We start from the raw sequence: 26051 nt of genomic DNA on the forward strand, positions 1-26051 counted from the left end.
AGGTTCTCCTCACATCAAGCCAACACGCCCGCTACCAACCTCATGGCCGGATACATCTAGGTCTTCGGGCCGAACACGGCCAGCGCGTCACCGTGCTGCTCGATCACCGTCGAGCCCGTGACGGCGGGCACCACCGGTCCCGTGCCGGCCGGATGGGTGACGGCGATGATCCGCTCGCTGGTGCCGCTGGTCGGGTCGTACACCCCGATGCCGTTGGTCAGCGGGATGAGCAGCCGGCCCGCCATCATCGCGCCAGGGCCCAGCGGGGCCACCGCTTCCGACGCTTCGATGGTGTAACGGTAGGACAGCCGCGCATCGAACACTTCCACGCTGTCGCCGGTCCACCAGGTGTACAAGTCGCCGGCGTGGGTGACGGCCTGGGCCGGATTGGCAAGCACCGGAGCCTTTTTCAGAAGAGTGCTGGCGATCTTGGTGCCCGTGTCGTCGTACACGGCGATCTGCGGTTGGGGGGACGGCAGGTACACCGCGGTGGTGGTGCCCGACACCGCCAGCACGCGGGCCTCGGAGTCGGCACTGACGCCGGGCAGCGGCACGTTCTTGGTGTCGGGCTCGTCTTCTTCCTTCGCCGGCTTGAGCAGCGTCAGGCGCAGGTCTTTCTGGTCGCGGCAGGCTTCCATGACCGAGACGGCCTCGTCGCTGGCTGCCGCCGACATCAGGGTGCAGCCCGTGCCGATGCCCTGGTTGACCGGTTTGACCCGGGCATCGATCTCGCCGTAGGACAGCATGCGCACCAGATCTGAGCGCCACAGTTCCAGCCGGGTGGGACCGGCCGACAGCACGGCGCTGCCGTTGGAGCTGAGCACCACCTGCTTGTCGGCGTAGGCGGTGCGGGTCGGTCCGCGTTGGCCGGTGCCGCCGTTGATGCTGCTGACCTGTCCGCAGCCACGCGAATCCGGATACACCGCGACAGCAAGGTCGTAGACGTAGGACACCCCGCACAGGTTCGTATCGCGGGCGAACGTCCAGCGGATCTGACCGCTCTGCGGGTCATGCCCATCGACGGTCCGTCCGTCGCCGGTCACCACCGTGCCGCCGACGACGATCGGGCTCAGCGTGCGCGGGCTGCTCGCGGTCCACAACTGGTGCAGCGTGGCGGGAACGACCCGTGCCGGGACCGGATTGGGCGCCGGCGATGTGGCGGGCCGGCTGATCGTGGCCCGCGCGGAGCTGTTCCACCAGAACAGCGCGGCGATGACGGCCACGACAAGTGCGATCGTCGCCGCGGCGATGAGATCGCCCTTGGTGCGGCGCTCGGGTCTGACCATCTAGGCGACGATAGCGGTCGTCAGCCTGCGGTTGCGGGGGCCTCGGCGGCGTTGCGCGGACGACGCCGGCGACGGCGCTTGCGGGCCGGGCTGTCGTCGCCACCCTCGACCGGCTGGTCGACGTCTGCGGAGACCTCGGACTGCGTGGCGGTGTGTCCGTTGGCGCCCTCGCCGCCGCGGGTACGCCGGCGAGAACGGTTGCGGCTGGGCCGCTCCCGGTTGGAATCGGCGGAGCTGATCCGCGTGCCGTCCTGGGACTTGGCGCTCTGGGACTTGGCGCCCTGCGATTTGGCGCCTTGCGACTTGCGCGCGGCGCCGACCGTGCCGCCGGCGTCGGTGGGGATGCCGAGCTCTTCGTAGAAGTGCGGCGAGTTCGAGTAGGTCTCGGCGGGATCGGCGCAGTCGAGCTTGAGCGCGGTGTTGATCATCGACCACCGGTCGAGCTCATCCCAGTCCACCAGAGTGATCGCGATGCCGGTCTTGCCTGCCCGGCCGGTACGGCCGATGCGGTGCACGTAGGCCTGCTCGTCCTCGGGAATCTGGTAGTTGATCACATGCGTGATGTCGTCGATATCAATACCTCGAGCTGCCACATCTGTCGCCACCAGCACGTCGATGTCGCCGCTGCGGAACGACTTGAGCGCCTTCTCGCGGGCGATCTGGCCCAGGTCGCCGTGCACGGCACCGACCTTGAACCCGCGCTCGGCCAGCTCGTCGGACACCTTCTGTGCGGTTCGCTTGGTGCGGGTGAAGATCATCGTCGCGCCGCGGCCCTGCGCCTGCAGGATGCGGCTGACCATCTCGACCTTGTCCAGCGCGTGGGCGCGGTAGACGAACTGCTCGGTGCTGTCGTGGGTCGCGGCCCCCTGCACACCCTCGGCGCGGATGTGGGTGGGCTGGTTCATGAACGTGCGGGCCAGCGTGATGATCGGGTCCGGCATGGTCGCCGAGAACAGCATGGCCTGGCGCTCGGTCGGGATCTGCTTGAGGATCCGTTCGATGTCGGGCAGGAAGCCCAGGTCCAGCATTTCGTCGGCCTCGTCGAGCACCAGAACCGACAGGCCGCCGAGCTGCAGGTGGCCCTGCTGGGCGAGGTCGAGCAACCGGCCCGGGGTGCCGACGACGACGTCGACGCCGTTCTGGAGCGCCTCGATCTGCGGCTCGTACGGGCGGCCGCCGTAGATGGCGGTGACGGTCAGCTTGCGCGACTCATCGGCCTTCAGGTACTTCGATGCGGCGACCAGGTCGCCGTGGACCTGCAAACACAGCTCACGGGTCGGGACCACGACGAGCGCGCGCGGGGTGCCGGTCAGCGGCCGCGTGGTGTCGGTGGTGATGCGGTGCAGCAGGGGCACACCGAAGGCGAGGGTCTTGCCCATGCCGGTGCGGGCCTGGCCGATCAGGTCGTCGCCGGCCAGCGCCATCGGCAGGGTCTGCTCCTGGATGGCGAAGGCGAATTCCTTGCCTTCTTCGGACAGCGCCCGGACGATCTCGTCACGTACTCCGAGCTGGGCGAATGAGATCTGGGGATGAATGGTCAGTGGGGTCATGTGGTGGCGTTGTGCCTTCCGTAGTCGGTCCTCGAATGCGTTGTCACGCGCGCACGAGTTCTGACTTCGGAATGGACTCGGGCAAACGAGTTTCGATGCCCCGAATCGCCGGGCCCTGCACTGAGGGAGCGGGCCCACTGCATGCACGCACATTTCCTTGACCACGCCTCACGGCGTTCGTCAGACCTCATCATAGCTGGTCGCGGTCTCCGGGACTGATCGGCGCTCCAGCCGGGACTACAGTGACGGCCATGACGGCCCCCCAGCCCGCCTCGGAGTCACCGGCGCGGATCACCGCCGACCACCCCGGCGTCAACGAGTTGTTCGCGCTGCTGGCCTACGGCGAGGTCGCCGCGTTCTACCGGCTCACCGAGGAAGCCCGGATGGCTCCGGACCTGCGCGGCCGGATCAACATGGCCAGCATGGCCGCTGCCGAGATGGCGCATTACGAGCTGCTGCGCGAGGCGCTGGAAGCGCGCGGTGTCGACGTCGTGCCGGCGATGACGCGGTATGCGTCGGCGCTGGAGAACTACCACCGGCTGACCACGCCGAGCACCTGGCTCGAGGCGTTGGTCAAGACGTATGTCGGTGACGCGCTGGCGGCGGACTTCTACCTCGAGATCGCCGACGTGCTGCCCGACGAGGTGGCCTCGGTGGTGCGCGGGGTGCTGTCCGAGACCGGGCATTCGCAGTTCGTGGTCGCCGAGGTTCGCAAGGCTGTGACCAGCAGTGGACGCCAGCGCAGCCGGTTGGCGCTATGGTCGCGCCGACTGCTCGGCGAGGCGATCACCCAGGCTCAGTACGTGCTGGCCGAGCGTGACGAACTCGTCGATCTGGTGCTGGCCGGTCCGGGTGGCCTCGGGCAGGTCGCCGATTTCTTCGACCGGCTGCAGCGCACGCACGCCGAGCGGATGGGCGAGCTGGGCCTGACCTAGAACTGGGCCTGACTTAACGGTTGCAGGTCGCCGAGATCGTGTTGTCGGTCGCGGCGGCCACGGTCGCCCCCCGCGCGTCGGTGATCCAGCAGTTCAGCTGACTTCCGTTGCTGCTGGCGGTCACGTAGTTGACGGGCACGGTCGGCACGACGGTCAGCCGCCAGGGCAGGGAGACGTTCTCGACGGTGCGCAGGGCGCCCACCTCGTCGGCGTAGGTGATCGTGACCGGGTCGTCGGGGCGCTGATTGCCCGCCACGGTGTAGACGATCTCGGCGGGATCGACCGTCGCCTGGGCCATCGGGGCGGCCGCCGCGCTCGGCGGCGGGACCATGACCGGTGTCTCGACAGGCAGGCCGGGGACGGTGACGGTGACCGGCGCCGGCGGCGGCGTCGACGTCCGGGGACCGGGAATCGCCACCACGGTGCGGGTGGGTGTGGTGCTGGAATCGGCGATGGTGCTGGCGGCGTCCCCGGTCCGCACCACGAACGTCGTCGCGGTGGCGGCGACCAGGACGCCGCCGACGGTCAGCGCCACACGGGGCCACTGGACCAGCCGCTTCCGGCGCAAGGTGTCGCTCACGAGAAAAGGTTATGGACGCGCGCGCCTGGCCACGGCGCGGCGCGCCTGTCCGTTGCCATGCTGTTATCGCAGCTTGACGCCCTATTCGCTAACCGCGAACGGCTGGCCGCGACCGTGGACCGTCTTTGTTTCGGGGCGTCCACTAGCCTTCCTTGGGTAGATGCGCACACGACGCAGACGAGAGAGAAGGGGCCAGCGTGGAGGTCAAGATCGGTGTCACGGACAGTCCGCGTGAGCTCGTGTTCGCCAGCTCCCAGACGCCCGCTGAGGTCGAAGAGCTGGTGACCTCGGCGTTCGCCAAGGACGGCCCGGATGTGCTGAGCCTGAGCGACGACAAGGGTCGCCGCTTCCTGGTGCAGACCGCCAAGATCAGCTATGTCGAGATCGGTGTCGCCGACGTGCGGCGGGTCGGATTCGGGATCGGCGCGGGCGGTGCTGCCGGCGCGTAGCCGTTGGGGCCGCTAGGAGCGCGTCAGCGGGACGTGTGACAGTCCGCCCCAGGCGAACTGCACCGTCCCGTCGACCGCGGTCTCCTTGGAGACCGGGCGGTCGGCGTCCAGCCAGTACCTGGCGCAGTCGACGCTGATCGCCACCAGGCCCACCGCGATCATCCGGGCGCGATGCGGATCCAGCCCGGAGTCGCGGCTGATCAGGTCGAACACCGCGTCGGTGCAGGCTTCGGTGGCCACCTTGACCTGCGAGGCGACCTGCGGCTCGGTGACGTAGTCGTTCTCGAAGATCAGCCGGTAGCCCTGGCCGTCGTGCTCGATGAAATCGAAGAAGGCCTGCACCGCGGCGCGCAGTCGCTGCCGGTTGTCGGTGGTGGTCCGCAGGGCCTGCCGGACCCCGGACACCAGGTTCTCGACGTGCCGGTTCAGGACCGCCAGATAGAGCTCGAGTTTGCTCGAAAAATGTTGGTACAGAACGGGTTTGCTGACACCGGCGCGGTCGGCGATCTCGTCCATTCCGGCGGCGTGATAGCCGCGGTCGACGAAGACCTCGCTGGCCGCGATCAGTAGCTGGCCACGGCGCTCGTCGCGCGGCAAGCGGCTTCCGCGCCGCGGCGCGGCGGCGGGACGGTCGCCACTGGCTGTTCGAGCGGACTTCCGCTCGGCCGTGTCGGCGAGTTCGCTCATCGAGTCCTCAATCTGGTTCTGTGGCCGGTCGCCGTGCCCCCGCGCTACCGGCCCGTCGCGTCGACATTACTACCCGGCTGGGGTTACTCGCCCGTAGCTGCGTCCGGCGGGCGCGGGCGCGCCGGAACTCCCGTGTTGGGCTGTTGTGCCATCCTGGGGCGGTGACCTACGACCCGGGGCACCGCGGCGGCGGTCGGGTGCCGGTGCTGCGCGACGAGTGGCGGGAGCCGCTGCGCGCGTTGCGCGACCCGTTGGCGGGGGAGTCGGGCCGGGCCAGATCCAACCGGGATCAGCATCGTCAATTGCGTAAGCAGAGCTGGCTGGGCCGGTTCATATCGACCTACGGCTGGCGCGCGTATGCCTTGCCCGTTCTGGTCGTGGTCACCGGAGTGGTGCTCTACCAAACGATCACCGGCACCGCCGCTCCCGCGGCTCAAGACATCGCCCACGGCCCCGTGCAGGGCCCGCCGACGATCGGGTCGAGCGGGACGGCGATCATCGGTGCGCCACCCCGTGGGCTCACCGAGTTCGACGCCAACCTACCGACCGGGATCCTGCCGGAGGGCGGGGCGTTCACCGAGGCCGGCGCCAAGACGTGGCACATCGTGCCGGGTACGACGCCGAAGGTCGGTGATGGAACCGCGAAGACGTTCACCTACACCGTCGAGGTCGAAGACGGTGTCGACACCGCGTCGTTCGGCGGTGACGAAGGATTCGCCCGGATGGTCTCCGAGACGCTGGGCAACCCCAAGAGCTGGATTCACAATCCGCAGTTCGCCTTTCAGCGGGTCGACGCCCCGGACGTCAAGCCGGATTTCCGGGTGTCGCTGACGTCGCCGATGACGGTGCGTGAGGGCTGCGGCTATGAGATCCCGCTGGAGTCGTCCTGCTACAACCCGGCCTACGGCCCGGACGCGCAACCGCGTGTCTTCATCAACGAGGCGCGGTGGGTGCGCGGTGCGGTGCCGTTCCAGGGCGACATCGGCTCCTACCGGCAATACCTGATCAACCATGAGGTCGGCCACGCGATCGGTTACCAACATCACGAGCCCTGCGCCGACAGCGGTGGCCTGGCGCCGGTGATGATGCAGCAGACCTTCTCGACCGCCGACGACGACGCGTCGCGCTTCGATCCGGAGTACGTCAAGGCCGACGGCAAGACCTGCCGGTTCAATCCCTGGCCGTATCCGATCGCCTGACGATCCTAGGAGTGCCGGTGCCCTCGTTGCCGCCGCTGGTCGAGCCAGCCGCCGAGCTCACTCGCGACGAGGTCGCGCGGTACAGCCGACACCTGATCATCCCGGATCTCGGTGTCGACGGTCAGAAGCGCTTGAAGAACGCCAGGGTGCTCGTGATCGGCGCGGGCGGGCTCGGCTCGCCGACGCTGCTCTATCTGGCGGCCGCCGGCGTCGGCACGATCGGCATCGTCGAGTTCGACGTGGTCGACGAGTCCAACCTGCAGCGCCAGATCATCCACGGCCAGTCCGATATCGGCCGCTCCAAGGCCCACAGCGCACGGGACTCCATCCTCGAGGTCAACCCGCTGGTGACCGTCCGCCTGCACGAGCAGCGGCTGGAACCCGACAATGCGGTGCAGCTGTTCGAGCAGTACGACGTGATCCTCGACGGCACCGACAACTTCGCCACCCGCTATCTGGTGAACGACGCCGCGGTGCTCGCGCACAAGCCGTACGTATGGGGTTCGATCTACCGCTTCGAAGGTCAGGTCTCGGTGTTCTGGGAGGACGCTCCGGACGGGCTGGGCTTGAATTACCGCGACCTCTATCCCGAGCCGCCGCCACCGGGCATGGTGCCGTCCTGCGCGGAGGGCGGCGTGCTTGGCATCCTGTGCGCGTCGATCGCCTCGATCATGGGCACCGAGGCCATCAAGCTCATCACCGGCATCGGCGACACGCTGCTGGGCCGGCTGATCATGTACGACGCGCTGGCCATGACGTACCGCACGATCACCATCCGCAAGGATCCGGAGACCCCGAAGATCACCGGGCTGATCGATTACGAGTCGTTCTGCGGCGTGGTGTCCGACGCGGCGGTCGATGCCGCGCAGGATTCCACCGTCACCCCGCGCGAACTGCGTGAGCTGCTCGATTCCGGGAAGAACGTGGCGTTGATCGACGTCCGCGAGCCGGTCGAGTGGGAGATCAATCACATCGCCGGCGCCGAGCTCATCCCGAAGTCGGCGATCGAGTCCGGCGAGGGCCTGTCGAGGTTGCCACACGACCGCACACCGGTGCTGTACTGCAAGACCGGGGTTCGCTCCGCGGAAATGCTGGCGGTGGTGAAGAAGGCGGGTTTCGCCGATGCGATGCACCTGCAGGGCGGCATCGTGGCCTGGGCGAAGCAAATCGATCCCGACATGGTGCTCTACTGACGGCTACTTTGCGTCGCGACAATTTAGGCTGTCGGGGTGGCTGACGGGGTGAGTGATGAGCGCCCGCCTGAGCATGTACTGGCCGCGTTCGGTCTCAAGAGCCACGATCCCGAACCGCTGGGGGCGGGTTGGGAAGGTGGCTTCAAGTGCGGCGAGGTGGTGCTGTCGGTGATCGCCGACCACGCCAGGGCCGCCTGGTCGGCGAAAGCGCGCGAGACGTTGTTCGTCGACGGGGTCCGGCTGGCGCGGCCGGTGCGGTCGACCGACGGACGCTACGTGGTCTCGGGTTGGCGGGCAGACACATTCGTCGCCGGTAGCCCGGAGCCCCGCCACGACGAGGTCGTGTCGGCGGGGGTGCGGTTGCACGAGGCGACCGCCAAACTCGAACGGCCGAGGTTCCTGACCCAGGCGCCGGTCGCTCCGTGGAGCGATGTCGACGTGTTCATCGCCGCCGACCGGGCCGCGTGGGAGGAACGTCCGCTGCATTCACTGCCGCCCGGCGCGCTGGTGGCTCCGGGATCGGCCGACGGCGAGCGGTCGGTGGAACTGATCAATCAGCTGGCCGGCTTGCGTAAGCCCACCAAGAGTCCCAACCAGCTGGTGCACGGCGATCTGTACGGCACCGTGTTGTTCGCGGGAACGGCGGCACCGGGCATCACCGACATCACCCCCTATTGGCGGCCGGCATCGTGGGCGGCCGGGGTGGTCGTCGTCGACGCGCTGGCGTGGGGTGAGGCCGACGACGGTCTGATCGAGCGGTGGGACGCGTTGCCGGAGTGGCCGCAGATGCTGTTGCGCGCGTTGATGTTCCGGCTCGCCGTACATGCACTGCATCCACGCTCGACGGCGGCCGCGTTCCCCGGTTTGGCCCGTACCGCCGCGTTGATCCGGCTGGTTCTCTAGAACGTGTGTCGGGTCTGCGCCAGGTCGATCCGGCCGTCGTGGGCCAGTACACCTTCGGCGCGCAGCAATTCGAGTTGACGGGTCGTCAGATGAGCGGCCGGACGCCCGGACGCGGTGATCACCCGATGCCACGCCAGGTCAGAGGAATCGGTGCGCATGATCCAGCCGACGATGCGCGGACTGGAAAGCTGTGCCGCCGAAGCGATGTCACCGTAGGTCGCGACCCGGCCTGGAGGGATGGCCGCGACCAGCTCACGCACCCGCTCGACTTGCGCGTCGGTGATCGGGGCCATCGCTACGGCTCCAGCAGATCCCGGATGACCTTCGCGGTCTCCTCCGGTTTGGCGTGCGACACCATGTGCTGGCACGCGAAGTCGGCCACGGTGAAATCGTCGCCGAGCCGGCCTGCGAGGCCGTCGAGCAATTCCGGACTGACGTACGGCGGATCCGTCCACTGCGCGCGTACCAGCGTCGTCGGAGTCCCGGTACGTGGCAGCACGATATCGCGAGCGAGCTCACTCCAATACGACATCATCGCGGGCACACAGATCCGCCAGCCGAAGCGGCCGTTCGGCAGTTCGATCAGGTGCTCGTCGAGATCCTCGTCGAGTTCGGCCGGGTCCACGTCGGCCCATGAGCCGCTGAACTTCTCGGTGCGGGCCTCGTCGCGGTCGGGGTAGTCGGGGGAGGACAGCATCGAGTCGGCGATCTCGCGCATCCACTGCCCGTCCAGGCCGATCGCGGGATCCAGCAGCACCAACCCGGACACCAGGTCCGGGTAGGCGGCCGCGAGATTCAGTGCGATCGCACCGCCGAAGGAGTGGCCCACCACCAGCACCGGCCCGTCGGCGTCGTCCTCCAGCAGGCTCGCCAGCGCCGCGACATTGGCGTCGATGGTCCACGGGGCCGACCACGACGACCGGCCGTGCCCGATCAGATCGGGTGCGGCCATGGCGAACTCCGGCAGGTGGTTCTCCGACAGCGCGCGCCAGCGACGGCCGTGGCCGGTCAGACCGTGGATGGCCAGGATCCGGATCGGTCCGGGCGGCCCGAAACGGTGGACGTGAAGATCGTGGGTCACGGGTCCCATGCTGCCAGTTAGGAGCGGGCTGGGGGCACCCCCCGCCGAAGGCTAGGGGGAGAGCGCAGCGACCCGGGGATTTGCAGGTTTTGTCGGTGGTGCGTGGTGACATACCCGCATGACCTCCGCACTGCTGGCCCGGGCGACCGAACCTGCCGATGTGCTGCGCCCGGAGTTGCGTGGCACGGTTCGTATCGTCGGCGGCCCGGGCACCGGCAAGACCACTCTGCTGGTGGCGGCGGCCGCGGCACACATCGCCGCGGGGACCGACCCGGAATCCGTTCTGCTGCTGACGGGTTCGGGCCGCTTGGCCGGCGCCACCCGCAGCGCGCTGACCGCCCGGCTGCTCGCGGCTCGCTCGGCTGAGCCGTGCCGCGCGGTGGTGCGGGAGCCGCTGGTCCGGTCGGTGCACAGCTACGCCTTCGCGGTCCTGCGGCAGGCCGCCGCCCGCGCTGGTGACCCGCCGCCGCGGCTGGTCACCGGGGCGGAGCAGGATGGCATCATCCGCGAATTGCTGGCCGGTGATCTCGAGGACGGTGACACGTCGGCGTCGCGGTGGCCGCAGGTCCTCCGCCCCGCGCTGACCACCGGCGGGTTCGCCAACGAGCTTCGGGATCTGTTGGCCCGCTGCGCCGAGCGGGGAGTGGATCCGCAGCACCTGCAACGCATCGGCCGGTTATCCGGGCGGCCCGAGTGGGCGGCCGCGGGGCGCTTCGCCCAGCAGTACGAACAGGTGATGCTGCTGCGCGCGGCCGTGGGCACCGCCGCGCCACAGGCCACGGTGCCTGCGCTCGGCGCGGCAGAGCTGGTCGGTGCCGCGCTGGAGGCGCTGGCATCCGATCCCGAACTGCTGGCGGCCGAACGGTCTCGAATCCGGTTGCTGCTCATCGACGATGCCCAGCACCTCGACCCGCAGGCCGCGCGGCTGGTCCGGGTGTTGGCGGCCGGCACGGAACTGACTCTGCTTGCCGGGGACCCGAATCAGGCAGTCTTCGGCTTCCGCGGCGCCGACCCGGCTGTGCTGACGGCAGCCGAGACCCCGGTGGTCGAGCTGGGCCGTTCACACCGGTGCGCGCCCGCGGTGGCCCGTGCGATCAGCGGGATCGCCGCCGGGCTGCCGGGCAACAGCGCGTGGCGCGTGCTCGACGGCAATGCCGGTGACGACGGATCGGTCAGTGTGCGTATCGCCGGTTCGGCGCACGCCGAGGCGGCGTTGATCGCCGACACGCTGCGCCGCGCGCATCTCGTCGACGGTGTGCCGTGGTCGCAGCTGGCCGTCATCGTCCGGTCGCCGTCGGCGGCCGCGGCCCTGCCGCGTGCGCTGGCCGGTGCCGGTGTTCCGGTCGATGCGGCTCAGCTGGCCGGACCCGTCGCCGAACAGCCTGCGGCGCAAGCGCTGCTGGGTGTGCTGGCGGCGACCGCCGACGGTCTGACCGGCGAGCAGGCGGTGTCGCTGCTGACCGGCCCGATCGGCCGGGTGGACCCGGTGACCCTGCGCCAGCTGCGCCGGGCGTTGCTCCGCGGCGGTTCCGGCGAATTCGGCGAGCAGCTGGTCGCGGCGCTCACCACCGGTCCGGTAGATCTGCCGGCAACACTGGCGCGCCCGGTGAACCGGGTGCGTGCGGTGCTGACGGCGGCGGCCCGCGGACATCGCGGGCACCGCGACCCGCGCTACACCCTGTGGCAGGCGTGGGAGCGCAGCGGGCTGCAGCGCCGCTGGCTGTCGACGGCCGAGCGCGGCGGAACCGAAGGCGCGCTGGCCGACCGGAACCTGCACGCGGTCACCGCGTTGTTCGACATCGCCGACGACTACGTCACCCGCACCACCGGGGCGTCGCTGCGGGGGTTCGTGGATCATGTTGCGGGCCTGCAACTTCCACCGGTCAGCGGCGACGGACAGCCGGCATCGGAGACCGTCGCGGTGCTCAGTCCGCACGCGGCGCTCGAGCGTGACTGGGACCTGGTGGTGATCGCCGGCCTGCAGGACGGCCTGTGGCCCAACACCACACCCCGCGGTGGCGTGCTGGGCACTCAGCGGCTGCTGGACGTCCTCGACGGTCTGGGAGACGACGTGTCGGCGCGGGCGCCGCTGCTGGCCGAGGAACGCAGACTGCTCATCGCCGCGATGGGCCGTGCCCGGCGGGGGCTGCTGATCACGGCCGTCGACAGCGATGCCGGTGACGATGCGGCGCTGCCCTCGCCGTTCGTCGCCGAGCTCGAGGCGTACGCATGCGCGGATGACGTGCGGCCCGCCCAGCCGGTCGTCGCCCCGCCGGTGCTGGCACCGTCGGCCGTCGTCGGCCGGCTGCGGGCGGTGGTGTGCGCGCCCGCGGGTACGGTCAGCGACGGTGAACGCGCCACCGCTGCACAACAATTGGCACGGCTGGCCGCGGACGGTGTGGCCGGTGCCGACCCGGCACAGTGGTACGGGATGACCTCGGTCAGCACCGCCGAACCGCTGTGGAGCGATGATCAGCACACCGTCACCCTGAGCCCCTCGACCGTGCAGACGCTCACCGACTGCCCGCTGCGCTGGCTGGCCGAACGGCACGGCGGCACGGAACGCCGCGACCTGCGCTCGACCTTGGGGTCGGTGGTGCACGCCCTGATCGCCGGGTCGGCGACCGGCGCGGAGCAGTTGGTGGTTGAGCTGGAAAAGCTCTGGAGCACAATTCCGTTCGACTCGGCCTGGTATGCCGACAATGAATTGGATCGGCACCGCGCCATGCTCGAGGCGTTCGTGGCGTGGCGTTCGGCGACCCGCCACGAGCTGACCGAGATCGGTACCGAGGTCGCCGTCGACGGTGTGATCGCCGAGCCCGGCGAAGGTCAGCCTGGGGTGCGGGTGCGCGGGCGGGTCGACCGGCTCGAGCGCGACGCGGAGGGCCGGCTGGTGATCGTCGACGTCAAGACCGGGAAGAGCCCCGTCACCAAGGACGACGCGCAGCGCCACGCCCAACTCGGGCTGTACCAGCTGGCCATCGCCGAAGGGGCACTGGCCGACGGGGACCGTCCAGGCGGCGGCCGGCTGGTCTACGTCGCCAAACCGAACGCATCAGGCGCCACCGAACGCGAACAGTCCGCACTCACCGCGGACAGCACAGCGCAGTGGCACCAGACCGTGCAACAGGCGGCGGCCGCGACGGCGGGACCGCAGTTCATCGCCCGGGTCAATGACGGCTGCGCACACTGCCCCATGCGCCCGTCCTGCCCTGCGCACACCGCACCGGGAACGGAGTCGTCATGACCTACAGCCCCGTCGAACTCGCTGAGGCCCTTGGTCTTCCGACGCCAACCGAGGAGCAGGCCGCGGTCATCGCTGCCCCGCCCGGCCCGCTCGTCGTCATCGCCGGCGCCGGTGCGGGCAAGACCGAGACCATGGCCGCGCGGGTGGTGTGGCTGGTGGCCAATGGATTCGCCGATCCCGGTCAGGTGCTCGGCCTGACCTTCACCCGCAAGGCGGCCGGGCAGCTGCTGCGCCGGGTGCGGTCCCGGCTGGCCCGCCTGGCGGGTCACCTCGGAGGCGCCGCGCCGCAGGGAGCGCCGACGGTGAGCACCTACCACGCCTTCGCCGGTGCGTTGCTGCGCGAGTATGGACCGCTGCTTCCGGTGGAACCTGACGCCCGGCTGCTCACCGAAACCGAGTTGTGGCAACTGGCTTTCGACGTGGTCAGCAGCTACCCCGGGCCGTTGGACACCACCAAGGACCCGGCCGGTGTCACCGCGATGGTGCTCAAGCTGTCCGGCGAACTGGCCGAGCACCTGGTCGATACCGACCAGCTGCTGGGCACCCACCTCGAACTCGACCGACTGGTGCATCACCTGCCGGCCGGGCGGTATCAACGTGATCGCGGCCCGAGCCAGTTCCTGCTCGGCATGCTGGCCACCCAGACCGAGCGAACCGCCCTGGTACCGCTGATCGACGCGCTCCATGCACGGATGCGCGCCGACAAGGTGATGGACTTCGGCGCACAGATGTCGGCCGCGGCGCGGTTGGCCTCGACCTGCCCGCAGGTGGGGGAGCAGCTTCGCGCCCGCTACCGCGTTGTGCTGCTCGACGAATATCAGGACACCGGCCACGCCCAGCGAATCGCGCTGTCGTCGCTGTTCGGGGCCGGCGCCGACGAAGGCCTGGCGTTGACCGCGGTCGGCGATCCGATCCAGTCGATCTACGGTTGGCGCGGCGCGTCGGCGACCAACCTGCCGCGGTTCACCACCGACTTCCCGCAGGCCGACGGGTCCCCGGCGCCCACACTCGAACTGCGCACCAGCTGGCGCAACCCGCCGACCACATTGCACATCGCCAACGAGATCTCCGCCGAAGCCCGCCGTCGCTCGGTCGCAGTCCGAGCGCTGCGGGCCCGCCCCGGCGCCGAGGCCGGCGCGGTGCGTTGCGCGCTGCTCACCGACGTGGCCTCCGAGCGGGAGTGGGTCGCCGACCACATCGCGGCGCGCTACGCCGAGGCGGCGGCAGACAACGCTGAGCCGCCGACCGCCGCGGTGCTGGTGCGGCGCAACGCCGACGCCGGCCCGATCGCCGAGGCGCTCAGCGCCCGCGGCATGCCCGTCGAAGTCGTCGGTCTGGCCGGTCTGCTGTCGATCCCGGAGGTCGCCGATGTGGCGGCGATGGTTCGACTGGTCGCCGATCCGGCCGCCGGCGCGGCGGCGATGCGGGTGCTGACGGGTCCACGCTGGCAACTCGGCGCCGCCGACCTCGCCGCGCTGTGGCGGCGCGCCATGGCGATCGACGGGGCTCGGCAGGCGGCTGTCACCGCTGAAGAGATCATTGCCTCCGCCGCGCCCGATGCCGACACCGCGAGCTTGGCCGACGCGTTGGCCGACCCGGGTCCGGCCACGGCGTACTCGCTTGAGGGACACCGTCGTATCACCGATCTCGCCGGTGAATTGGCCCGACTGCGAACGCTATTGGGCCACCCGGTCACCGAACTCGTCGGCGAGGTGCGGCGCGTCCTCGGCGTCGATGTTGAGGTGCGGGCCACCCGGCCCGTCGCCGCGGGCTGGGCCGGTGCCGAGCACCTCGACCGGTTCGCCGACGTGGTCGCCGACTATGCGACCCGGCCCGGGGCATGCATCAGCGGGCTGCTGGCCTACCTCGATGCGGCCGCGGTCGTGGAGAACGGTCTGGCGCCTGCCGAGGTCAACGTGGCCACCGGGCGCGTGCAGGTGCTGACCGTGCACGCCGCGAAGGGACTCGAATGGCAGGTGGTGGCGGTCCCGCACCTGTCCGCGCGGGTGTTTCCGTCCACCGCCTCCAAGCGGACCTGGCTCTCCGACCCGGCCGACCTGCCGCCGCTGCTGCGCGGGGATCGGGCTGCCGCCGGTCTGCATGGTGTGCCGGTGCTGGACACCGAACACGTCAACGATCGAAAAGCGTTGGCCGACAGCATCATGGCGCACAAGAAGCAGCTCGAGCAGCGCCGCCTCGATGAGGAACGCCGACTGCTCTACGTCGCGATCACGCGAGCCGAGGACACCCTGCTGCTGTCCGGGCACCACTGGGGTTCCACGGAAAGCACACCGCGCGGGCCGTCGGATTTCCTGCACGAGATCAAGGACATCATCGACGCCGCCGATGCGGCGGGGCAACCGTGCGGCGTGGTGGAACAGTGGGCCCCAGAGCCTGCTGACGGTGAACGAAACCCGTTGCGCGACAGCGTCCGGGAAGCGGTCTGGCCCGCCGACCCGCTCGGCCGCACCCGCCCCGACATCGAGCAGGGCGCCGCGCTGGTCCGGTCGGCGCTGGCCGGCGCAATCCCGGACTCCGGCGAGGACCCGGAGAACTGGGCCGCCGACGTCGACGCGCTGCTGGCCGAACGGGCGCGGATCGCCGCGCCGCCGCCGGTGCAGCTACCCGGGCAGCTGTCGGTCAGCGCACTGGTCGAACTCGACCGCGATCCGGCGGCGCTGCGCCGGCTGACCCGCAGGCTGCCGTCGCGGCCCGATCCGCACGCGATCCTGGGCACTGCATTCCACGAATGGGTGCAGCGCTTCTACGGCGCCGAGCGGCTCTTCGACCTCGACGACCTGCCGGGAGCCGTCGACGGCGCCGCCACTGAGACCGCGGAGCTGACCGTTCTGCAGGACGCATTCACGAAATCGCCGTGGGCGGCGCGCACTCCGGTCGACGTCGAGGTGCCGTTCGAGATGGCGATCGGCGACACGGTGGTGCGCGGACGCATCGACGCGGTGTTCGCCGATGCCGATGGCGGGATGACCGTCGTCGACTGGAAGACCGGCGAACCGCCGGCCGACGACGACGCCAAAAGACACGCGGCCGTGCAGCTTGCGGTCTATCGCCTGGCGTGGGCGGCGATCAAGAGCTGCCCGGAGTCGCACGTCCGGGCGGTGTTCCACTATGTGCGTGCCGGTGTCACCGTGACGCCGGAAAACCTTTCCGGCCCAGAGGAATTGGTGGCCTTGCTCGCCGAAGCTAGTAGCGGGGAGCGTTGCGCCTGATGGCCAACGCCTGGGTGATCATCGGAATCTGCAGCGGCAACCGGGCCAGCGCCACCAGTTTCATCGGCAACGGCTTGTCCTTCCACAACCGGCACATGTTGACGTTGGCCGGGAACACCGCGAGATACAACGCGATCGCGAACAGCGCGGCAGCGCGACGAGTCCGGGGCACCAGCAGCATGGTCCCGATGCCGACCTCGGCCACTCCGGAGGCGTAGGTGTAGAACCGGGCGTCGCCCGGGAGCTCCGCGGGCACGATCTCATCGAAGGGCTTGGGCGCCACGAAGTGCCCGACGCCGATGCCGATGAGCATCAGCGCGGCGCGGTAGGCAGGCAGCTGGCTGGGGCTGCGTGAAGGTTCGAGTTCGGTAGTCGTCGTCGGCATGGGTACATAATGCTGGAGTGGTGGCGCTCACGACGAGAGGGTTGGGCTTGACGACGGAGTCGCGTGGCCAAGGGTAGGTTGCGGCGCAGGCTCGAGGCGATCGACGAGAACCTGGCAGCCAAGCCCGACAGCGCACTCGTCGATTACCTGCACATCCCGGAGAAGTTCGTCAGTCCGGGCCGCCGCATCGCCCGTCGGTTGATCTACGCCCTGACCGCGCTGTTCCTGGCGGTCTTCATCGTCTACCTCGACCGGGACGGCTACCGGGACGTCCGCGACGGGCCGCTGACCTTCCTGGACTGCCTGTACTACGCCACCGTCTCGCTCTCGACCACCGGCTACGGCGACATCACCCCGTACACCGAGACCGCGCGTCTGGTGAACGTCTTGGTCATCACCCCGCTTCGGGTGGCATTCCTGATCGTCTTGGTCGGTACCACCGTCGAAACCCTGACCACGGCGTCGCGGCAGGCTCTCAAGATCCAGCGTTGGAGGAACAGCGTGCGCAACCACACCGTCGTCATCGGCTACGGGACGAAGGGCAGGACGGCGGTGGCCGCGATGATCGGCGACGGTGTCGCGCCGGCCGACATCGTCGTCGTCGACACCGATCAACCGTCGCTCGACCGGGCCAACGCCGCCGGACTGGTCACCGTACGCGGGGACGCCAACAAGTCCGATGTGCTGCGGCTGGCCGGCGCCCAGCACGCCAATTCGATCATCGTGGCCACCAATAGCGATCCGACCGCGGTGCTGGTCACGCTGACCGCACGCGAGCTGGCCCCGAAAGCCAAGATCATCGCCGCGGTGCGGGAAGCCGAGAACCAGCATCTGCTGCGTCAGTCCGGCGCCGACTCGGTGGTGGTGTCCTCGGAGACCGCAGGCCGGTTGCTGGGCATCGCGACCACCACGCCCAGCGTCGTCGAGATGATCGAAGACCTGCTGACCCCGGATGCCGGCTTCGCGATCGCCGAGCGCGAGGTCGAGCACAAGGAGGTCGGCGGCTCTCCGCGCCACCTGCCCGACATCGTGCTGGGCGTGGTGCGCGGCGGGAAGCTGCTGCGCGTCGACGATCCGGACGTCGATGCCCTGGAAACCACCGACCGGCTGCTCTACGTTCGCGCCACCGGAGAAGACTGACAGCGTGGCTTTCCGACTTCGTAACGTTCCGCTGCTGTCCCGGGTTGGCGCCGACCGTGCCGATCATCTGCGTACCGACGTCGACGCCGCCATCGCCGGCTGGGCCGATGCCGCGCTGCTGCGCGTCGACCACCGCAACCAGGTGATGGTCGCCGACGGCCGGGTGTCGCTGACGGCGGCGGCCAAGCACGCCGATGCGCCGCCGCCCGATGCGGTGTTCCTGGGCCGCCTGGAGGACGGCCGGCACGTATGGGCGGTGCGCGCCGCCCTGGAGGCCCCCGAGCACGGTGAGGGCGAGGTGTCGGATCTGCGCCGTGGCGGTCAGCAGATCGACGACGTCAGCGCTCAATTGCTGGCCTCCGCGCTGGCCCTGCTGAACTGGCACGAGCACGCCCGGTACAGCGCTGTGGACGGGTCACCGACCAAAGCGGTCAAAGCGGGTTGGTCGCGGCTGAATCCGCTCACCGGCCACGAGGAGTTCCCCCGCATCGACCCGGCGATCATCGTGTTGATTCACGACGGTCATGACCGGGCGGTGCTGGCCCGCCAGACCGTGTGGCCGCAGCGGTTGTTCTCGCTGCTCGCCGGCTTCGTCGAGGCGGGGGAGTCGTTCGAGAGCTGCGTGGTGCGCGAGGTCAACGAGGAGATCGGCCTCTCGGTGCGCGACGTCGAGTATTTGGGCAGTCAGCCGTGGCCGTTCCCGCGGTCACTGATGGTGGGGTTCCACGCCATCGGCGATCCCGAGCAGGAGTTCGTCTTCCACGACGGCGAGATCGCCGAGGCGGCCTGGTTCACCCGAGCCGAGGTCCGCGAAGCGCTCGAGCACGGCGACTGGAGCAGCGATTCATCGTCGAAACTGCTGCTGCCCGGCTCGATCTCGATCGCTCGCGAGATCATCGAATCCTGGGCGCACGCCACCTAGCGCCCAAACCGACGATTGGCAGCGAAAGTGCGAGAAGAACGCTGCAATCCGTCGATCTCGGCGCGGGCTTACGACGCCAGCTTGGCCTGTACGTCTTTCAGGCTCGGGTTGGTCAGCGCCGAACCGTCGGAGAACTTCACGGTCGGGACGGTCTGGTTGCCGTTGTTGACTGACATGACGAACTTGGCGGCGTCCGGGTCGTGCTCGATGTCGACTTCGGTGAACGCGATGCCCGCCGATTTCAGCGCGGTCTTCAGGCGCTTGCAGTAGCCGCACCACACGGTGGAGTACATGGTGAGCTGGGGATCGTTGCCACTCATGGGCTCGAACCTATCTTCAGCGCCAAACGTGCAATGTCCCCACCCCCTGCCAAGATGGAGCGCATGCCGGTGACCGTCGACCATCTGACCGGCCTCGACGACGAACAGCGCGAGGCCGTGCTGGCCGCCCGGGGGCCGTTGTGTGTGCTGGCCGGTGCCGGCACCGGTAAGACCCGCACGATCACCCACCGGATCGCGCACCTGGTCGCCAACGGTCATGTCGCCGCCGGTCAGGTCCTGGCGGTGACGTTCACCTCGCGCGCCGCGGGGGAGATGCGTTCCCGGTTGCGTGCCATGGACGCGCAGAACATGGGTGCCCCGGTCGGATCGGTGCAGGCGCTGACGTTCCACGCCGCCGCGCTACGTCAGCTGCGGTACTTCTGGCCGCGGGTGGTCGGTGACACGGGCTGGCAGCTGCTGGACACCAAGTTCTCCGTCGTCGCGCAGGCCGCCAGCCGGGCCCGGCTGCAGGTCAGTACCGATGACGTGCGTGACCTGGCCGGCGAAATCGAATGGGCCAAGGCCTCATTGATCAGCCCGGAGGGCTACGCCGCCGCGGTGGCCAAGATCCAGCGCGACATCCCGCTGGACGCCGCGAAGGTCGCGACCGTCTACGCCGGCTACGAGAAGCTCAAAGCCAACCGCGACGGCATCGCGCTGCTGGATTTCGACGACCTGCTGCTGCACACCGCCGGCGCGATCGAGAACGACGCGGCGGTGGCCGCTGAGTTCCGGGACCGCTACCGCTGCTTCGTCGTCGACGAGTATCAGGACGTGACACCGCTGCAGCAGCGGGTGCTCGACGCGTGGCTGGGCAACCGCGACGACCTGACCGTCGTCGGCGACGCCAACCAGACCATCTACTCGTTCACCGGCGCCTCGCCGCGCTACCTGCTCGATTTCTCCCGCCAGTTCCCCGATGCGACGGTGGTCCGCCTCGAGCGGGACTACCGCTCCACCCCGCAGGTGGTGTCACTGGCCAACCGGGTGATCGCGGCGGCGCGCGGCCGGGTGGCGGGCAGCAAGCTGCACCTGATCGGTCAGCGCGAACCCGGCCCGTCACCGACGTTCCACGAACATCCCGACGAGGTCGCCGAAGCGGCGTCCGTCGCGCGATCGATCAAGCGTCTGGTCGAATCCGGAACGCCCGCAGCCGAAATCGCGGTGCTGTATCGCATCAACGCGCAATCCGAGGCGTACGAGGAGGCGCTCACCGAGGCCGGCATCCCGTTCCAGGTGCGCGGCGGTGAGGGGTTCTTCAGCCGCCAGGAGATCAGGCAGTCGCTGCTGGCGCTGCAGCGAGCCGCTGAACGCCAAACCGAAGGCCCGCTACCCGAGATCGTGCGCCAGATCCTCGAACCGCTCGGCCTGACCGACGAACCGCCGGCCGGCACCAAGGCCAGGGAGCGCTGGGAGGCGTTGACCGCGCTGGCCGACCTGGTCGATGACGAGGTCGCCGCCCGCCCGCAGTTGGATCTGCCTGCGCTGGTCGCCGAGCTCAGGGTGCGCGCCGACGCCCGCCACCCACCGGTGGTGCAGGGTGTGACGCTGGCCTCGCTGCACGCCGCCAAGGGATTGGAATGGGACGCGGTGTTCCTGGTCGGCCTCGCCGACGGCACGCTGCCGATCTCGCACGCGCTGGCGCACGGCCCCGACAGTGAGGCGGTGGAGGAGGAGCGCCGCCTGCTGTACGTCGGAATCACCCGCGCCCGAATGCATTTGGAGCTCAGCTGGGCACTGGCCCGAACGCCGGGCGGCCGGCAGGGTCGGCGTCCGTCCCGATTCCTCAACGGCATCGCACCGCAGACCCAGGCCGAGCCGACGCCGAGCCGGCCCCGCAGGCAGAAGGGCGCGACACCGCGCTGCCGGGTCTGCAACGCGGTGCTGAGTACGGCGCCGTCAATCATGTTGCGCCGCTGCGAAACCTGCTCGGTCGACGTCGATGACGAACTCCTCGGCCAGCTCAAGGATTGGCGGCTGCGGACCGCCAAGGAACTGAAAGTGCCTGCCTACGTTGTCTTCACCGACAACACGCTGATCGCGATTGCCGAGTCGCTGCCCGCCGACGATGCGGCGCTGGTGGCGATCCCCGGCATCGGGGCGCGCAAGCTCGAGCAGTTCGGACCCGACGTGCTCGAGCTGGTGCGCGCCCGCCAGTAGGTCAGCGGCCCGGGCCGTAGTTCCCGGTCCGGGTGGTCGCGTTGGTCCCGTTCTCCGCGTGTCCGGAGGTGCCCTGTCCGGTGTAGCTGCTGACGTCCCCGACACCTTGGCTTGCAAAGCCGCCAGGGTGGTTGGCGGTGGCGCCCCCGGTGTAGCTCGACGGGCCGCCCACTCCGACGCTGGCCCCGGTGCAGTGCTGGTGGCACAGGTCGTTGGACGTTGAACCGCCCGTGTAGCTCGACGGTCCGCCGACACCTGCGCTGGGTCCGAACCCGGCGCCGGCGATCGCGCCCGATTCACCACCGGTCGGGTCCTCCGCGGCGGCGACAGGGGAGCCGCTCAGCGCGGTCGCCGCGAAGAGGGTTACGCAGCCGACCAGTTGAAGATTTCGGCGGCGCCGAATCAGACTGTGCTTGAGGTCATTTCGAGCGAGAAATTTCATGCCTCAAGCATGTCCGCGGAACCCGACCGGGTCACGAGACTCATAGTGAAGTCAAATGTGCGCCTGTCGGGCAAGCCGGGTTCCGTTATCCCGGGCCGTAATTGACTGTCCGCGTGGTCGTGTTGGTGCCGTTGAGAGTGGTTCCGGACGTGCCCTGGCCGGTGTAGCTGTTGACTCCGCCGACCCCCAAACTGGCGGTGCCTTGCGCATTGTTGGCCGTGGAGCCGCCGGTATAGCTGGACGGCCCGCCGACTCCGACCGACGCGCCCGAGCAGATCGCGGCCGTGGAGGTGCCGGTGTACGTCGACGGGTCGCCGCAGAAGCCGGAGGACGTGGATCCGCCGGTGTAGCTGGATGTGCCTCCCACGCCGAGGGACGGTCCGCCCCCGGCGCCGGTCACTGCGCCTGATTCGCCATCGGCCGGTGCCCAATCGGGCGCCGCGGATGCCGTGAAGGCACTGCTCATCGGGATCGCCGCGGCCCAGGCCAGCGCACAGCTCACAGCAATGATTTGCTTTTTGTTCATCTTCAGGCACCTTTCCGTTCGGTATTTAGCCGTATTGGTGTGCTATGTGCCTGAGGCTACGCCGCTAAGCCCTCCCGTCGTTGTAATTAAGCCTTCAGCTAAGTGCCCGGAGGTCCGGTGCAGAAAGCACTACTCCGCGATACCGCGGCGTTGAGCTGCGGTATCGCGGAGTTGCGTGTGAAGGAAAAGGTCTTCAGACCGCAACGGCGGTGCCGTCGCGGAGACCCTGCATCAACCCAGTGCGGCGATGGCGGCGTCGTAGTCGGGTTCTTGACCGATCTCGGGGACCAGCTCGGTGTAGGCCACCTTGCCGTCGGCGCCGACGACCACGACCGCGCGGCCCAGCAGGCCCGCCATCGGCCCGTCGGTGATGGTGATGCCGAAGTCCTCACCGAAGCTGCTGCGGAACGCCGACGCGGCCACAGCGTTCTCGATGCCCTCGGCCCCGCAGAATCGCTTCAGCGCGAACGGCAGGTCCTTGGAGATGTTGACCACCGGCGCGCCGGTGGCTGCCGCGCGCTCATTGAACGTCCGCACGCTGGTGGCGCACACCGGGGTGTCGACGGAGGGAAAGATGTTGAGCACCAAGGCTTTTCCATCGAACTGGCTGCTGGCCAGGTCGCCGAGGTCGGTGCCGGTCAAAGTGAAGGCGGGGGCCTGGGCGCCGACGGCGGGCAGGTCTCCAACGGTGTTGATCGGGTTTCCACGCAGGGTTATCTGTGCCATGGGAATTAGTTTCTCAGGACCGGCGTTGCGGCTGCAGAGCGGGTCAGCCCCGGTGGCTTCGCCGGTTGTCCTGCCAGATTGAAACCACGCAGCGGTTGTTCGAGTAGCGGTCAGCGTGAGTTCAACCTCGGCGAGCTGCCGGGAGGTCCTACAGGGTTAAAACCGCAGGTCAGAAAATCGCTTGTAGCGAAACGGTGTTAGGGTTTAGCCTCTGAAACGAATCCTGAGCCGATCGATGGCTACAGGGCGGCGTGAGGAAAGGAGGGACCGACGATGATCAGCAGCACCACGAACTTTGGCGTAGCCGCAGTTGCGCGTCGTGCGTGGTCCTTCCGTGCCGTCATGGCGACCCCCACGCATCAGGCTTTCGCTGCTTACGCCGCCCACGCGGCCGCCGCTATTTCGGCGCAGCGTAAGCGTCGCGTCAACGCCGCCCCGACGATCGCGTCCGTGGACAGGAGCTTCATCTAGGAAAGCTCCCAGACACAGCCACTGGCCACGGACCCGAAGTCAAAGGATCCGTGGCCTTTGTGATTCCACCCGATTCCTGGCCCGGATCCGAAGTAGAGATAGAGCCTTTCGACCAGGAAGCAGGTGAGCGAGACATGTCGACATCGACAGTCCGCGAGGAGAAGCTGCCGGTGTTGCCGTGCCACGACGGGAATCCCGACTTGTGGTTCGCCGAGAGTCCCATGGAGCTGGAGCGCGCGAAGGTGCTCTGCGGGGACTGTCCGATCCGGCGGCAATGCCTTGCCGCCGCGTTGGACCGCGGTGAGCCGTGGGGAGTTTGGGGCGGCGAGATCATCGAGCGCGGCAGCATCGTGGAGCGCAAGCGGCCACGGGGGCGTCCGCGCAAGGACGTGATCGCGGCCTAGCGGGTCGGGTCCGAGCCGGCTAGTGCGCCGGCTCGGGCTCGACGAATCCTGGCACGAACTTCGCAGCCAGCTCCCGAGTCGGAACGTGGGCGTCGAGCTGACACGAGATCGCCACGGTCGACGCGATCACCCGCAGCGGGATTGCCAGTTTGGCCGGCAGATCCATCGCCCGGGCGGTCCTGATCTGCTCCGCTGAGACGTTCATATTCGCCGCTGCCATCTTCTGCAGCCACCGGCGGGTGTAGTGAAAGACGTCGACCTCGATGGGCTCGACGTACTGGCGCAGCATGTCGTCGATCTCGCGGACCGAGACCTGCTCACCCTTCTGGATGAAGCCGACGCGTTCCATCGCGGGCAGCAGTTCGTCGTACTTCTTGTCGCGGGCCAGACAGATGATCTGACCGATCTCGACGGGCAGCCCATCCGGCAGCGGGCCGACCGCGCCGAAGTCGATGACGCCCATCCGGCCGTCGGGCAGCATCATGAAGTTTCCGGGATGCGCGTCCCCGTGGATCATGCCGAGCCGTGCCGGTGCGTCGAAGGTGAGCTCGATAAGCCGTGTGCCACACAGGTCTCGCTCGTCGGGCGTGCCATCCCGGATGATCTGCGCCATCGGGGTGCCGTCGATCCACTCGGAGATCATCACCTTCGGCGCGCTGGCGACCACGTGCGGCACGACGAAATGCGGATGGCCCTGATAGGCCTTCGCGAAGGCGCGCTGGTTGTCGGCCTCGAGCCGGTAGTCCAACTCCATCTCGGTGCGTTCGATCAGCTCGTCGACCACGCCCTCCACATCGGCGCCCGGCGCGAGTTGTTTGAACACACTGACCAGACGTTGCATGGTCTTCAGGTCGGCGCGCAGTGCCTCGTCGGCGCCGGGGTACTGGATCTTGACCGCCACCTCGCGACCGTCCGACCACACCCCCTTGTGCACCTGGCCGATGCTGGCCGACGCGACCGGGGTGTCGTCGAAAGACTGGAAGCGCTCACGCCATTTGGTGCCGAGTTGGCCGTCGAGCACGCGATGCACCTTCGCCGCCGGCAGTGGCGGAGCGTCCTTCTGCAGCTTGGTCAGGGCCTCGCGGTACGGCTCGCCGAACTCCGGGGGGATGGCGGCTTCCATCACCGACAGCGCCTGGCCGACCTTCATGGCTCCGCCCTTGAGCTCACCGAGCACGGTGAACAACTGGTTGGCAGCCTTCTCCAACAGCTCGGCCTGGACCTCGTCTTTCGACTTACCGGTCAGTCGTTTGCCCAAGCCCAGCGCCGCCCTGCCGGCGAAGCCGACCGGGATGGTCGCCAGCTTGACGTTGCGGGCCGCGCGGCCTCGCTTGATGTCTGCCACCAGACCATCATCCCTGACGGCGGTCTCCTGGCAACCATGGATGTCAGCATTCGCAGCGTGGATGCCGTGACCAGCGGCGAGCCGTGATCGTGTTGTTACTCACATCGACCTGCAGGGTGGTGTTCAGGGTCGTCGGGGGAGCGCCGGCGGCTTCCTGTCCGCGCACCGCGGTGATGATGCGCTGTAACTGGCCGAGCGCGACCGCAGCGGTTGCTAGAACGGTCGGACGGTCGGCGGTACCGATCACGTCCCGTAGCTGAGCGGCCACCGCGGGCCAGGCGCCGTCCCGGTCGGTGCGGTGCAGGTCGGCGCAGGCCAGGCAGCTCGTCACCCCGGGGATCACCAGCGGGCCGACCAGCCCGGCGCCGTCGCGCACCCGTACCGGCAGGTGCGGGACCCCGATGGTGTGCAGGTCACGCACCAGCCGGGGATCGGCCACCAGGTAATCGGTCAGCACCACCATGTCGGCGCGGGCCGTCGACAGCGCGGCGCCGGTGTGACTGGTCTGCGCGATCCGCGCCCCGGAACAGCGCAGCGCCTCGAGCAGAAGATCGGCCAGGGGCCCACTGCCGTGCACCCGGATCGACAGTGCGCGCGCAGCGGTGGGCCGGGCCCGGCCGCGGACGACGCCGCTGGTTTCCAGCGCGTCCAACAGTTGGTCGAGGTTGTCGGCGAGTCCGTGCGTGGCGGCCAGTCGCTGCAGTTCGGGCTTACCGAGCGGAACCTGCATGCCGCGCAGCAGGCTGGCCAGCGCGGCGGGTGTCACTCCGTCAGGTGGGCGAACCAGCACGGCGCGGCGGGGATCCCAGCCGACCTGCACCGCGTCGTCGGGTCGCAACAGCACCGGCATCGCCGGGTCCAGCGCGTAAA

25 protein-coding genes are annotated in these 26051 nt (G+C 69.0%); 12 read left to right on the forward strand and 13 right to left on the reverse strand.

Annotated elements, in window-relative coordinates; genetic code table 11:
- Positions 1 to 56: 56 nt before the first annotated feature.
- Together CRM90_RS13135 and CRM90_RS13140 are read right to left on the reverse strand one after the other, a co-directional pair.
- Positions 57 to 1286, reverse strand: coding sequence for an Rv3212 family protein (locus CRM90_RS13135; RefSeq protein ID WP_102807401.1), 1230 nt, complete (start codon positions 1284 to 1286; stop codon positions 57 to 59).
- Positions 1287 to 1306: 20 nt separating this feature from the next.
- The gene (locus tag CRM90_RS13140) at positions 1307 to 2836 is read right to left on the reverse strand and encodes a DEAD/DEAH box helicase (RefSeq protein WP_102807402.1); all 1530 of its coding nucleotides are present in this window, start codon (positions 2834 to 2836) and stop codon (positions 1307 to 1309) included.
- Positions 2837 to 3087: 251 nt separating this feature from the next.
- On the opposite strand from CRM90_RS13140, the gene CRM90_RS13145 reads away from it, so the two are divergent.
- Positions 3088 to 3771, forward strand: a complete 684-nt coding sequence (locus CRM90_RS13145) for a ferritin-like fold-containing protein (RefSeq protein WP_102807403.1) — start codon at positions 3088 to 3090, stop codon at positions 3769 to 3771.
- A 13-nt stretch (positions 3772 to 3784) separates the two neighbouring features.
- Here CRM90_RS13145 and CRM90_RS13150 read toward each other — a convergent pair whose 3' ends face one another.
- Positions 3785 to 4351, reverse strand: coding sequence for an MmpS family transport accessory protein (locus CRM90_RS13150; RefSeq protein WP_102807404.1), 567 nt, complete (start codon positions 4349 to 4351; stop codon positions 3785 to 3787).
- Positions 4352 to 4548: 197 nt separating this feature from the next.
- Here CRM90_RS13150 and CRM90_RS13155 point away from each other — a divergent pair, with 197 nt between their 5' ends.
- Positions 4549 to 4800 (forward strand): DUF3107 domain-containing protein, encoded by a 252-nt coding sequence (locus CRM90_RS13155; protein ID WP_036340122.1) that lies wholly within the window; start codon positions 4549 to 4551, stop codon positions 4798 to 4800.
- A gap of 12 nt (positions 4801 to 4812) precedes the next feature.
- On the opposite strand, the gene fasR is transcribed toward CRM90_RS13155, so the two are convergent.
- Entirely contained in the window at positions 4813 to 5487 is a 675-nt protein-coding gene (fasR, locus tag CRM90_RS13160) for an HTH-type transcriptional activator FasR (protein ID WP_102807405.1), read from the reverse strand.
- 161 nt (positions 5488 to 5648) lie between these two features.
- Here fasR and CRM90_RS13165 point away from each other — a divergent pair, with 161 nt between their 5' ends.
- Genes CRM90_RS13165 through CRM90_RS13175 form a run of 3 tightly spaced genes read left to right on the forward strand, consistent with a single transcriptional unit; the run spans position 5649 to position 8782 of the window.
- Positions 5649 to 6686: a DUF3152 domain-containing protein gene (locus tag CRM90_RS13165; protein WP_102807406.1), complete on the forward strand. Its 1038-nt coding sequence runs from the start codon at positions 5649 to 5651 to the stop codon at positions 6684 to 6686.
- A 17-nt stretch (positions 6687 to 6703) separates the two neighbouring features.
- Positions 6704 to 7879: an adenylyltransferase/sulfurtransferase MoeZ gene (gene moeZ, locus CRM90_RS13170; protein WP_102807564.1), complete on the forward strand. Its 1176-nt coding sequence runs from the start codon at positions 6704 to 6706 to the stop codon at positions 7877 to 7879.
- A 48-nt stretch (positions 7880 to 7927) separates the two neighbouring features.
- Complete coding sequence (locus CRM90_RS13175) at positions 7928 to 8782, forward strand: TIGR02569 family protein (protein ID WP_102807407.1); 855 nt, start codon at positions 7928 to 7930, stop codon at positions 8780 to 8782.
- Here CRM90_RS13175 and CRM90_RS13180 read toward each other — a convergent pair.
- Together CRM90_RS13180 and CRM90_RS13185 are read right to left on the reverse strand one after the other, a co-directional pair.
- Complete coding sequence (locus CRM90_RS13180; protein WP_102807408.1) at positions 8779 to 9075, reverse strand: MGMT family protein; 297 nt, start codon at positions 9073 to 9075, stop codon at positions 8779 to 8781. The two genes, CRM90_RS13175 and CRM90_RS13180, sit on opposite strands and share 4 nt — an antisense overlap.
- A gap of 2 nt (positions 9076 to 9077) precedes the next feature.
- Entirely contained in the window at positions 9078 to 9863 is a 786-nt protein-coding gene (locus CRM90_RS13185) for an alpha/beta fold hydrolase (protein WP_199189889.1), read from the reverse strand.
- A 118-nt stretch (positions 9864 to 9981) separates the two neighbouring features.
- On the opposite strand from CRM90_RS13185, the gene CRM90_RS13190 reads away from it, so the two are divergent.
- Positions 9982 to 13110: an ATP-dependent helicase gene (locus CRM90_RS13190; protein ID WP_102807410.1), complete on the forward strand. Its 3129-nt coding sequence runs from the start codon at positions 9982 to 9984 to the stop codon at positions 13108 to 13110.
- Positions 13107 to 16340, forward strand: a complete 3234-nt coding sequence (locus CRM90_RS13195) for an ATP-dependent helicase (RefSeq protein WP_102807411.1) — start codon at positions 13107 to 13109, stop codon at positions 16338 to 16340. Before CRM90_RS13190 ends, CRM90_RS13195 begins: the two co-directional genes overlap by 4 nt.
- Here the strand turns inward: CRM90_RS13195 and CRM90_RS13200 are convergent.
- The gene (locus tag CRM90_RS13200) at positions 16315 to 16725 is read right to left on the reverse strand and encodes a DoxX family protein (protein WP_102807412.1); all 411 of its coding nucleotides are present in this window, start codon (positions 16723 to 16725) and stop codon (positions 16315 to 16317) included. The two genes, CRM90_RS13195 and CRM90_RS13200, sit on opposite strands and share 26 nt — an antisense overlap.
- 63 nt (positions 16726 to 16788) lie before the next feature.
- Between CRM90_RS13200 and CRM90_RS13205 the strand changes: the two genes are divergently transcribed.
- Both CRM90_RS13205 and nudC read left to right on the forward strand, forming a co-directional pair.
- Positions 16789 to 17865 carry a potassium channel family protein gene (locus tag CRM90_RS13205; protein ID WP_102807413.1) on the forward strand — a complete coding sequence of 359 codons (1077 nt, stop codon included), beginning with the start codon at positions 16789 to 16791 and terminating at the stop codon, positions 17863 to 17865.
- 4 nt (positions 17866 to 17869) lie between these two features.
- On the forward strand, positions 17870 to 18787 hold the full coding sequence (gene nudC, locus CRM90_RS13210) for an NAD(+) diphosphatase (RefSeq protein WP_370508532.1): 918 nt from the start codon (positions 17870 to 17872) through the stop codon (positions 18785 to 18787).
- Positions 18788 to 18855: 68 nt separating this feature from the next.
- Here the strand turns inward: nudC and CRM90_RS13215 are convergent, their stop codons facing one another.
- Entirely contained in the window at positions 18856 to 19107 is a 252-nt protein-coding gene (locus CRM90_RS13215; protein WP_036340096.1) for a mycoredoxin, read from the reverse strand.
- 63 nt (positions 19108 to 19170) lie between these two features.
- On the opposite strand from CRM90_RS13215, the gene CRM90_RS13220 reads away from it, so the two are divergent.
- A complete protein-coding gene (locus CRM90_RS13220) occupies positions 19171 to 21267 on the forward strand; it encodes an ATP-dependent DNA helicase UvrD2 (protein WP_199189890.1) in 2097 nt (698 codons plus the stop codon).
- A 1-nt stretch (position 21268) separates the two neighbouring features.
- Here the strand turns inward: CRM90_RS13220 and CRM90_RS13225 are convergent, their stop codons facing one another.
- The 3 genes from CRM90_RS13225 to tpx all read right to left on the reverse strand — a co-directional run bounded on the left by CRM90_RS13225 (position 21269) and on the right by tpx (position 22961).
- A complete protein-coding gene (locus CRM90_RS13225; protein ID WP_102807416.1) occupies positions 21269 to 21709 on the reverse strand; it encodes a hypothetical protein in 441 nt (146 codons plus the stop codon).
- A gap of 85 nt (positions 21710 to 21794) precedes the next feature.
- Positions 21795 to 22235, reverse strand: coding sequence for a hypothetical protein (locus CRM90_RS13230; RefSeq protein ID WP_102807417.1), 441 nt, complete (start codon positions 22233 to 22235; stop codon positions 21795 to 21797).
- A 231-nt stretch (positions 22236 to 22466) separates the two neighbouring features.
- Positions 22467 to 22961, reverse strand: coding sequence for a thiol peroxidase (gene tpx / locus CRM90_RS13235; RefSeq protein WP_102807418.1), 495 nt, complete (start codon positions 22959 to 22961; stop codon positions 22467 to 22469).
- Positions 22962 to 23303: 342 nt separating this feature from the next.
- On the opposite strand from tpx, the gene CRM90_RS31325 reads away from it, so the two are divergent.
- Together CRM90_RS31325 and CRM90_RS13245 are read left to right on the forward strand one after the other, a co-directional pair.
- Positions 23304 to 23432: a hypothetical protein gene (locus tag CRM90_RS31325; RefSeq protein WP_286145631.1), complete on the forward strand. Its 129-nt coding sequence runs from the start codon at positions 23304 to 23306 to the stop codon at positions 23430 to 23432.
- 134 nt (positions 23433 to 23566) lie between these two features.
- Complete coding sequence (locus tag CRM90_RS13245) at positions 23567 to 23836, forward strand: WhiB family transcriptional regulator (protein WP_036340081.1); 270 nt, start codon at positions 23567 to 23569, stop codon at positions 23834 to 23836.
- Between the two features lie 19 nt (positions 23837 to 23855).
- Here CRM90_RS13245 and CRM90_RS13250 read toward each other — a convergent pair whose 3' ends face one another.
- Together CRM90_RS13250 and CRM90_RS13255 are read right to left on the reverse strand one after the other, a co-directional pair.
- A complete protein-coding gene (locus tag CRM90_RS13250; protein ID WP_102807420.1) occupies positions 23856 to 25223 on the reverse strand; it encodes a macrolide-binding ATPase MABP-1 in 1368 nt (455 codons plus the stop codon).
- Position 25224: 1 nt separating this feature from the next.
- Positions 25225 to 26031, reverse strand: coding sequence for a TOMM precursor leader peptide-binding protein (locus CRM90_RS13255; protein ID WP_142391372.1), 807 nt, complete (start codon positions 26029 to 26031; stop codon positions 25225 to 25227).
- Between the last annotated feature and the right edge of the window lie 20 nt (positions 26032 to 26051).

It is taken from the genome of Mycobacterium sp. ENV421, assembly GCF_002887815.1.
Taxonomy (GTDB): Bacteria; Actinomycetota; Actinomycetes; order Mycobacteriales; family Mycobacteriaceae; genus Mycobacterium.